General features: G+C 68.6%; 7 protein-coding genes (1 of these 7 only partly in view). 3 read left to right on the top strand and 4 right to left on the bottom strand.

Going from position 1 to position 7,220, the window contains the following annotated elements:
- A protein-coding gene (tyrS, locus tag HEP73_RS02450; protein ID WP_185821988.1) for a tyrosine--tRNA ligase crosses the window boundary here: on the bottom strand, positions 1 to 1,118 show its 5' portion. 94 nt of this gene lie to the left of the window's left edge; 1,118 of the gene's 1,212 nt are visible here — the first part of the coding sequence; the start codon lies at positions 1,116 to 1,118; its stop codon lies beyond the left edge, outside the window.
- A 167-nt stretch (positions 1,119 to 1,285) separates the two neighbouring features.
- On the opposite strand from tyrS, the gene HEP73_RS02445 reads away from it, so the two are divergent.
- Both HEP73_RS02445 and HEP73_RS02440 read left to right on the top strand, forming a co-directional pair.
- The gene (locus HEP73_RS02445) at positions 1,286 to 2,755 is read left to right on the top strand and encodes a M23 family metallopeptidase (RefSeq protein ID WP_185821987.1); all 1,470 of its coding nucleotides are present in this window, start codon (positions 1,286 to 1,288) and stop codon (positions 2,753 to 2,755) included.
- Positions 2,756 to 2,845: 90 nt separating this feature from the next.
- Positions 2,846 to 3,976: an anhydro-N-acetylmuramic acid kinase gene (locus HEP73_RS02440; RefSeq protein WP_185821986.1), complete on the top strand. Its 1,131-nt coding sequence runs from the start codon at positions 2,846 to 2,848 to the stop codon at positions 3,974 to 3,976.
- Positions 3,977 to 4,005: 29 nt separating this feature from the next.
- Here the strand turns inward: HEP73_RS02440 and HEP73_RS02435 are convergent, their stop codons facing one another.
- From HEP73_RS02435 to HEP73_RS02425, 3 genes are all read right to left on the bottom strand, one after another.
- Complete coding sequence (locus HEP73_RS02435) at positions 4,006 to 4,233, bottom strand: hypothetical protein (RefSeq protein WP_104558896.1); 228 nt, start codon at positions 4,231 to 4,233, stop codon at positions 4,006 to 4,008.
- 70 nt (positions 4,234 to 4,303) lie between these two features.
- Positions 4,304 to 5,620, bottom strand: coding sequence for an AmpG family muropeptide MFS transporter (locus tag HEP73_RS02430; protein ID WP_185815031.1), 1,317 nt, complete (start codon positions 5,618 to 5,620; stop codon positions 4,304 to 4,306).
- Positions 5,617 to 6,417 (bottom strand): exodeoxyribonuclease III, encoded by an 801-nt coding sequence (locus tag HEP73_RS02425; protein ID WP_185821985.1) that lies wholly within the window; start codon positions 6,415 to 6,417, stop codon positions 5,617 to 5,619. Before HEP73_RS02425 ends, HEP73_RS02430 begins: the two co-directional genes overlap by 4 nt.
- 135 nt (positions 6,418 to 6,552) lie before the next feature.
- Here HEP73_RS02425 and pyrE point away from each other — a divergent pair, with 135 nt between their 5' ends.
- The gene (gene pyrE, locus HEP73_RS02420; protein ID WP_185821984.1) at positions 6,553 to 7,212 is read left to right on the top strand and encodes an orotate phosphoribosyltransferase; all 660 of its coding nucleotides are present in this window, start codon (positions 6,553 to 6,555) and stop codon (positions 7,210 to 7,212) included.
- Positions 7,213 to 7,220: the final 8 nt, after the last annotated feature.

Below are 7,220 nucleotides of genomic sequence, written 5' to 3'. Positions count from 1 at the left end.
ACCACCTCGCCTTCCACGCGTACCGCGCGCTCCTTGAGCTTGCGGCTGGCCTCGGAGTTGCTGGCGGTCAGCCCGGCGGCGGTCAGCAGCGCGGCGATGCGCAGGCCTTCCGCCGGCACCGCCACATCCTGCAGCGGCAATGCACTGGTGTCGCCCTGCCCGGTCACCACCGCATGCCAGCCGACAATGGCCTGCTCGGCCGCCGCGGCGTCGTGAAAGCGCGTGGTCAGCTCACGGGCCAGGCGCAGCTTCACTTCGCGCGGGTGCAATGCGCCGGCCTGCACCTGCCGCTTCAGTTCCTGCGCTTCGCTCAGGCTTATGTCGAAGGACAGCAGTTCGATCCAGCGCCACATCAGCTCGTCGCCGATCTTCATGGTCTTGGTGACGATGTCGATCGCCGGCTCGCTGATGCCGATGTAGTTGCCCAGCGACTTGGACATCTTGTTGACCCCGTCCAGGCCCTCCAGCAGCGGCATAGTCAGCACGATCTGCGCCGCCTGCCCGTAGTGCTCCTGCAGGCCGCGCCCCATCAGCAGGTTGAACTTCTGGTCGGTGCCGCCCAGTTCGACGTCGGCCTTCAAGGCCACCGAATCGTAGCCCTGCACCAGCGGATACAGGAATTCGTGGATGGCGATGGATTGCTGCGCGGCATAGCGCTTGGCGAAATCGTCGCGCTCGAGCATGCGCGCCACGGTGTGCTGGCCGGCCAGGCGGATCATGTCGGCCGCGCTCATCTGCCCGAACCACTCCGAGTTGAAGCGCACTTCGGTGCGCTCGCGGTCCAGCACCTTGAACACCTGCTCCTCATAGGTACGCGCGTTGGCGAGCACGTCCTCGCGGGTCAGCGGCTTGCGGGTGACGTTTTTGCCGGTGGGGTCGCCGATCATGCCGGTGAAGTCGCCGATCAGGAAAATCACCTGGTGGCCCAGCTGCTGGAACTGACGCATCTTGTTCAGCAACACGGTATGGCCGATGTGCAGGTCGGGCGCGGTCGGGTCGAAACCGGCTTTCACGCGCAACGGGCGGCCGGTACGAAGCCGCGCTTCCAGTTCTTCGCGCTTGAGGATTTCGTCGGCACCGCGGCCGATCAGGGCAAGACACTCTTCAATCGTGGACAAAACGGAACTCCGACGGGTTGCCGCCAGGCAACATGAATGACGTTAAGTGCGAGTTAACTGCGCATCCGGCGAAAACCTGAGCCGGTTCAATGGTTTGACGCGCTGTTGATCGGTGTTTATGGTAGCCGAGTTTTGAGCTCGCGCTTCGGGCTCATGAGGAAGCCTTGATGCAGAACAGCGAAACCGAACAGGAACGCGCGCGCAAGCAGCGCTTCCAGCAACGTCTCCATGTGCTTCACGACACCGCACTGCATCGGCAGCTGACGCAGCACTTCCCCGCCGGCCGCTGGACCCGCCGCCACTGGATCCACGCCAGCCTGTTCGCCACCATCGGCGCGCTGGTGGCCACGATCGTGCCCGGCTTCTCCAATGCGATCGACGTGCCGCTGCAGACCACGCACGCGACCCTGGCGCTGCCATTGCCGCCGATTTCGCTGGCCCAGCAGCAGGGCGTGGCCGGCGACAGCTGGCAGGTGGTGCGGATCCAGCCCGGGCAGACCCTGGGCGCGGTGTTCGAACAGCTCGACATCCCGGCCACGGTGATGCACCAGGTGCTGGACCACCCCGGCACGCGCGAGGCGCTGACCAAGCTGCGCCCCGGCGCCGAGATCGGCTTCGACCTGCCGGTGGCCGGCAGCCTGCGCGGGATCCGCTTCGACCGCGACGCCACCCACCGCGTGGAACTATCGCTGCTCGGCGACGATATCCGCGAGAAGGTGACCGAGCGCGAGACCAGCACCCGCACCGCGGTCATCAGCGGCGAAATCACCAGCTCGCTGTACGTGGCCGCGCGCAAGGCGGGGCTGTCGCCGTCGGCGATCGCGACGATGACCGACGAGATCTTCAAGTACGACATCGACTTCGACAAGGACCTGCAGCCGGGCGACCGCTTCAGCGTGGTGATGGACGAAACCTGGCGCGAAGGCGAGCGGATCGACACCAGCAAGATCCTGGCGGCGACCTTCACCACCCGCGGCAAGACCTACAGCGGCTTCCGCTTCGAGCGCGACGGCAAGCCGGCCGAGTACTTCGACGTCAGCGGGCGGCCGCTGAAGAAGAGCTTCATCCGCATGCCGGTGTCCTACAGCCGGATCAGCTCGACCTTCGGCGCGCGCAAGCATCCGGTGCTGGGCACCATGCGCATGCACAAGGGCATCGACTACGCGGCGCCGTCGGGCACGCCGATCATGGCCGCCGGCGATGCGCGGGTGCAGTTCGTCGGCACCCAGCGCGGCTACGGCAACGTGGTGATCCTGGACCACGGCAAGGGCTACAGCACGCTGTACGGGCACATGTCGCGCTTCGGCGGGATCAAGGCCGGCCAGCGCATCAACCAGGGCACGGTGATCGGCTTCGTCGGCATGACCGGCATGGCCACCGGCCCGCACCTGCACTACGAATTCCGCGTGGACGGCGTGCAGCGCAATCCGGCCTCGGTGACGATGCCACCGCCGACACCGCTGGCCGGCACCGAGCTGGCCGCGTTCCGTGCGCAGACCTCGCCCGCGCTGGCGCGCATCCAGCGCGTGGAGAAGCTGATCTACGCCGACGCCGCACCGGCGAAGGGCGATGCCCCGACCAAGAAGAAGAAGACTGTCGCCTCGGCCAAGTCGGCACAGTCCAGCGACGCCGGCTGAGCCGCGTACCTGCCTCGCCACGGCGGCGCGGATTGACGCGCCGCCGCCGCTCGCCCACGCTGCGGCGCTGACGCTGCCTGGTGCCTTGCAATGCCCGATCCGATCGCACTCGATGACGAGGCCCTGTTCCTCGGCCTGATGTCCGGCACCAGCGCCGATGGCATCGACGCCGCGCTGGTGCGCTTCGGCGCCGATGGCCAGGCGCAGCTGCGCCTCGGCCGTACCTACGCCTGGGCACCCCGCCAGCGCGAGGCGTTGATCGCATTGGGCGAAGGCGGCGACATCGATTCGCTGGATACGCTGGGCCGGCTCGATGCGGAAGTGGCGATCGCCTTCGCCGAGGCCGCGCTGCGCCTGCTTGAGGAAGCCGGCGTCGCGCCTGCGCAGGTCCGCGCGATCGGTTCGCACGGACAGACCGTGCGCCACCGGCCGCTGGCCAATCCCGCCTTCACCTGGCAACTGGGCGACGGCAACCGCATCGCCGAGCTGACCGGCATCGCCACGGTGTGCGACTTCCGTCGCCGCGATGTCGCCGCCGGCGGCCATGGCGCGCCGCTGATGCCGGCCTTCCACGCGGCGATGCTGGGCGCGGCGCACGAGGACCGCGCGGTGCTGAACCTGGGCGGGATCGGCAACCTGACCCTGCTGCCGGCGCACGGCAGCGTACGCGGGTTCGACACCGGCCCGGCCAACGCACTGCTCGATGCCTGGTGCCAGCGCCATCTAGGCCGGCCCTACGATGCCGGCGGCGCCTTCGCCGCCAGCGGCCAGGTCGACGAAGGCCTGTTGCAGCGCCTGCTGGCCGATCCCTGGTTCGCGCTGGCCCCGCCCAAGAGCACCGGGCGCGAGCAGTTCCATCTGCGCTGGGTGGATGCGTTGCTGGAGCCGGCCGCGCATCCGGCCGCGGCGGTGCAGGCGACCTTGCTGGAGTTGACCGCGGCCACCGTGACAGACGCGCTGCTGGCGCAGCAGCCGGCGACCCGGCAATTGCTGGTCTGCGGCGGCGGCGTGCACAACCCGCTGTTGCTGGCGCGGCTGCAGGCGCGGCTGCCGGGCGTGCAGGTGCTGTCCACGCAGGCGCTGGGCCTGGATCCGGACTACGTGGAAGCGATGGGATTCGCCTGGCTGGCGCGGCAGACCCTGGCCGGGCTGCCCGGCAATGTGCCTTCGGTCAGCGGCGCACGCGGGCCGCGCATCCTCGGCGCGATCCACCTGGCCTGAGCTCGGCGCCATGGGCGCCGACACGCGACTCAGAAGCCAGCGCCGGCCGGCAGTTCGCGCAACGCGGCGATCGCGTCGGACAAGGCATCCACTTCCGGGTTCTCGAAGCCGCTGCGCACCTCGTGCTCGCTGGCGAACAGGCCCTGTTCGATCAGGTTGAGCACGGTCTGGTGCTGGGTCCAGCCGCGGGCCACGGCGATGCGACGGATCCGATCGACCAGAATGGGGTCGATGTCGCGCAACAGCAGATCGGTCATGCGGACTCCCGAGCGGACGGCGGCGCACCCCAGGCGCCGCCATGCATCATCCGCAAGTCCGGGCGGGCTTTCAATCCGCCTGCGGTGCGGCGGGCGCCGATTGTTCGCGGATCCGCGGCCACAGCCAGGCCAGCAGCAGCAAGGTCGGGATCACCGTGAACGCGCTGAGCACGAAGAAGGTGCTGTAGGAGGTGGCCTCGACGATATAACCGGAGGCGCCGCCGACGAACTTGCCGGGCAGGTTGGCCAGCGACACCAGCAGCGCGTACTGGGTGGCGGTGAAGTTGCGGTCGGTCAGCGACGACATGAAGGCGACCAGCACGGTACCGGCGAAACCCTGGAACAGGTTGTCGGCGCTGAGCGCGGCGTAGAACGACCACAGCTGACCGGGATGGTGGGCCATCAGCAGGAACGCCAGATTCGACAGCGCCACGCCCAGCGCGGCGACGAACAGCATGCGCCGGAAGCCGAACGCCGCCACCGCCAGGCCGCCGGCGAAGGCGCCGGCGATGCCCATCCACACCCCGAACAGCTTGGAGACGGTGGCGATGTCGGCCTTGCTGAAGCCCGAATCCAGGTAGAACGGCCCGGACATCACCCCGATCACCTGGTCGGGGAACTTGAACAGGCCCACGAACAGCAGCAGCCCCAGGCCCAGCGCCAGGCCGTTGCTGGTGAAGAAGCTGGAGATCGGTTGCCAGAACGCACCGACCACGTCGATCTTGCGCACCACCGTGGACGCCGGCACTTCAGGTTCGCGGCACAGCAAGGTGGTGGCGATGGGCAGCAGCATCAGACCGGCCATCACCAGATAGGCCAGGGTCCAGTCGCCGAACTGGGCCAGGTACAGCGCGCCGGCGCCGGACAGGATCAGGCCGATGCGGTAGCCGAAGGTGTAGGTCGCGGCGAGCGCGGCCTGCGCCGAGGCCGGGGCGATCTCGATCCGGTACGCATCGACCACCGAATCCTGGGTGGCGCCGGCGAAGGAGGCGATCAGTACCCACAGCACCAGCCCGCCGATGCTCAACTCCGGGCGCATCAGCGCCAGCGCCGCCAGGCCGATCGTGACCCCCAGTTGCGACACCAGCAGCCACGAGCGGCGCCGGCCCAGGAACGCGACCAGCGGGAACGGATAGCGGTCCAGCAGCGGCGCCCACAGGAACTTGAGCAGGTAGAAGAAGCTGGCCAGGCTGATCAGGCCGATGCTGCCCAGGTCCAGGCCGACGTCGCGCAGGCGCGTGGACAGGGTCTGCGAGGCGATCAACAGGAACGGCAGGCCGCTGCCGAAGCCGAGCAGCGCCATCGTCGCCGCCGACGGCGTGGCGAAGGCGCGCTTGATCCCGGCCCAGCCCTTGTAGGACGCCGGCGCGGACGCGGCCGGACTCATTCGCGGTAATCCACCACGAACGGCGCATGGTCGGAGAAGCGCTGCGCGGTGTAGATCGCGCAGCGCTGCAGGCGCTCGCGCAGCGACGGGGTGACGAACTGGTAGTCGATGCGCCAACCCACGTCGTTGGCGCGCGCGGCGCCGCGGTTGCTCCACCAGGTGTAGTCCTGGCCTTCCGGGTGCAGCGCGCGGTAGGCGTCGACCCAGCCGCGGCCGCTGGCCGCGTCCGCGTCTTCGGCGCGATCGGCGCACAGGCCGTTGAGCCAGTCGCGCTCGGCCGGCAGGCAGCCGGAATTCTTCTGGTTGGACTTCCAGTTCTTGATGTCCAGCGCCGATCGCACGATGTTCCAGTCGCCGCACAGCACGTAGTCGCGGCCGCTGGCCAGCCATTCGTCCAGGATCGGCCGCAGCCAGTCCATGACCTGGAACTTGTAGCCCTGGCGCAGTTCGCCCGACGAGCCGGAGGGGATGTAGAACGAGACCACGCTCAGGTTGCCGAAGCGCGCTTCCAGGTAGCGGCCCTCCTCGTCGAACTCGGACCAGCCCAGCGCGGTACGCACCTCGTCCGGCTCGCGCTTGCTGTAGATAGCCACGCCGCTGTAGCCCTTCTTGGTGCTGGCATCGCGGAACCAGACGCGGTAGCCGTCCGGCAGGAACGCCGGCCCGGCCAGCTGATGCTCCTGCGCCTTGGTCTCCTGCACGCACAGCACATCGGCGTGCTGGCTGGAAAACCACTCGAAGAAGCCCTTGGTGGCGGCCGAACGCAGGCCGTTGGCGTTGAAGCTGATGATGCGCATGGAGGAAGAGCCGGGATTCGGGATGGAGGGATTGGGGATTCGTGAAAGCGTACCCCATGCGTGGACGCTGCATGGCCGCAACCGGCTATGCTTTCACGAATCCCGTCATCCCGAATCCCGAATCCCGGCATCCCAATGACCGACTACCGGCAACGTTTCCTGCAATTGGCCCTGGATGCGCAGGCGCTGCGCTTCGGCGAGTTCACGCTGAAGTCCGGGCGCATCAGTCCCTATTTCTTCAATGCCGGGCGCTTCGATTCCGGGACCACGGTTGCGCGCTTGGCGGCGTGCTACGCCGATGCGGCCGACGCCGCCGGGCTCGACTTCGACCTGCTGTTTGGCCCGGCCTACAAGGGCATCCCGCTGGCGACCGCGCTGGCCTGCGAGTACGCGCAGCGCGACCGCAACCTGCCGCTGGCGTTCAACCGCAAGGAAGCCAAGACCCATGGCGAAGGCGGCAGCCTGATCGGCGCGCCGCTGGCCGGGCGCCGGGTGCTGATCGTGGACGACGTGATCACCGCCGGCACCGCGATCCGCGAGGCGCTGGCGATCATCCGCGAGGCCGGCGGCCTCCCGGCGGCGATCCTGGTCGCGCTGGACCGCCAGGAGATCGCCGGCGAGCACGACCGGCGCTCGGCGGCACAGGCGGTGGCGGCCGAGGCCGGCGTTCCTGTGGTGTCGGTCGCGCACCTGGGCGATCTGCTTGCATTCATCGATGGAAACGCGGACCTTGTCGGCTTCCGCGAACCGCTGCTGGCCTACCGGGCACGCTACGGCTGCGATCCGTCAGGCTGACAGCAGGG

The sequence above is a fragment of the Xanthomonas sp. GW genome (assembly GCF_014236815.1).
Classification (GTDB): domain Bacteria; phylum Pseudomonadota; class Gammaproteobacteria; order Xanthomonadales; family Xanthomonadaceae; genus Xanthomonas_A.
Note: the sequence above shows the minus strand (reverse complement) of the source record. Positions and strands in the feature narration are given on the sequence as shown.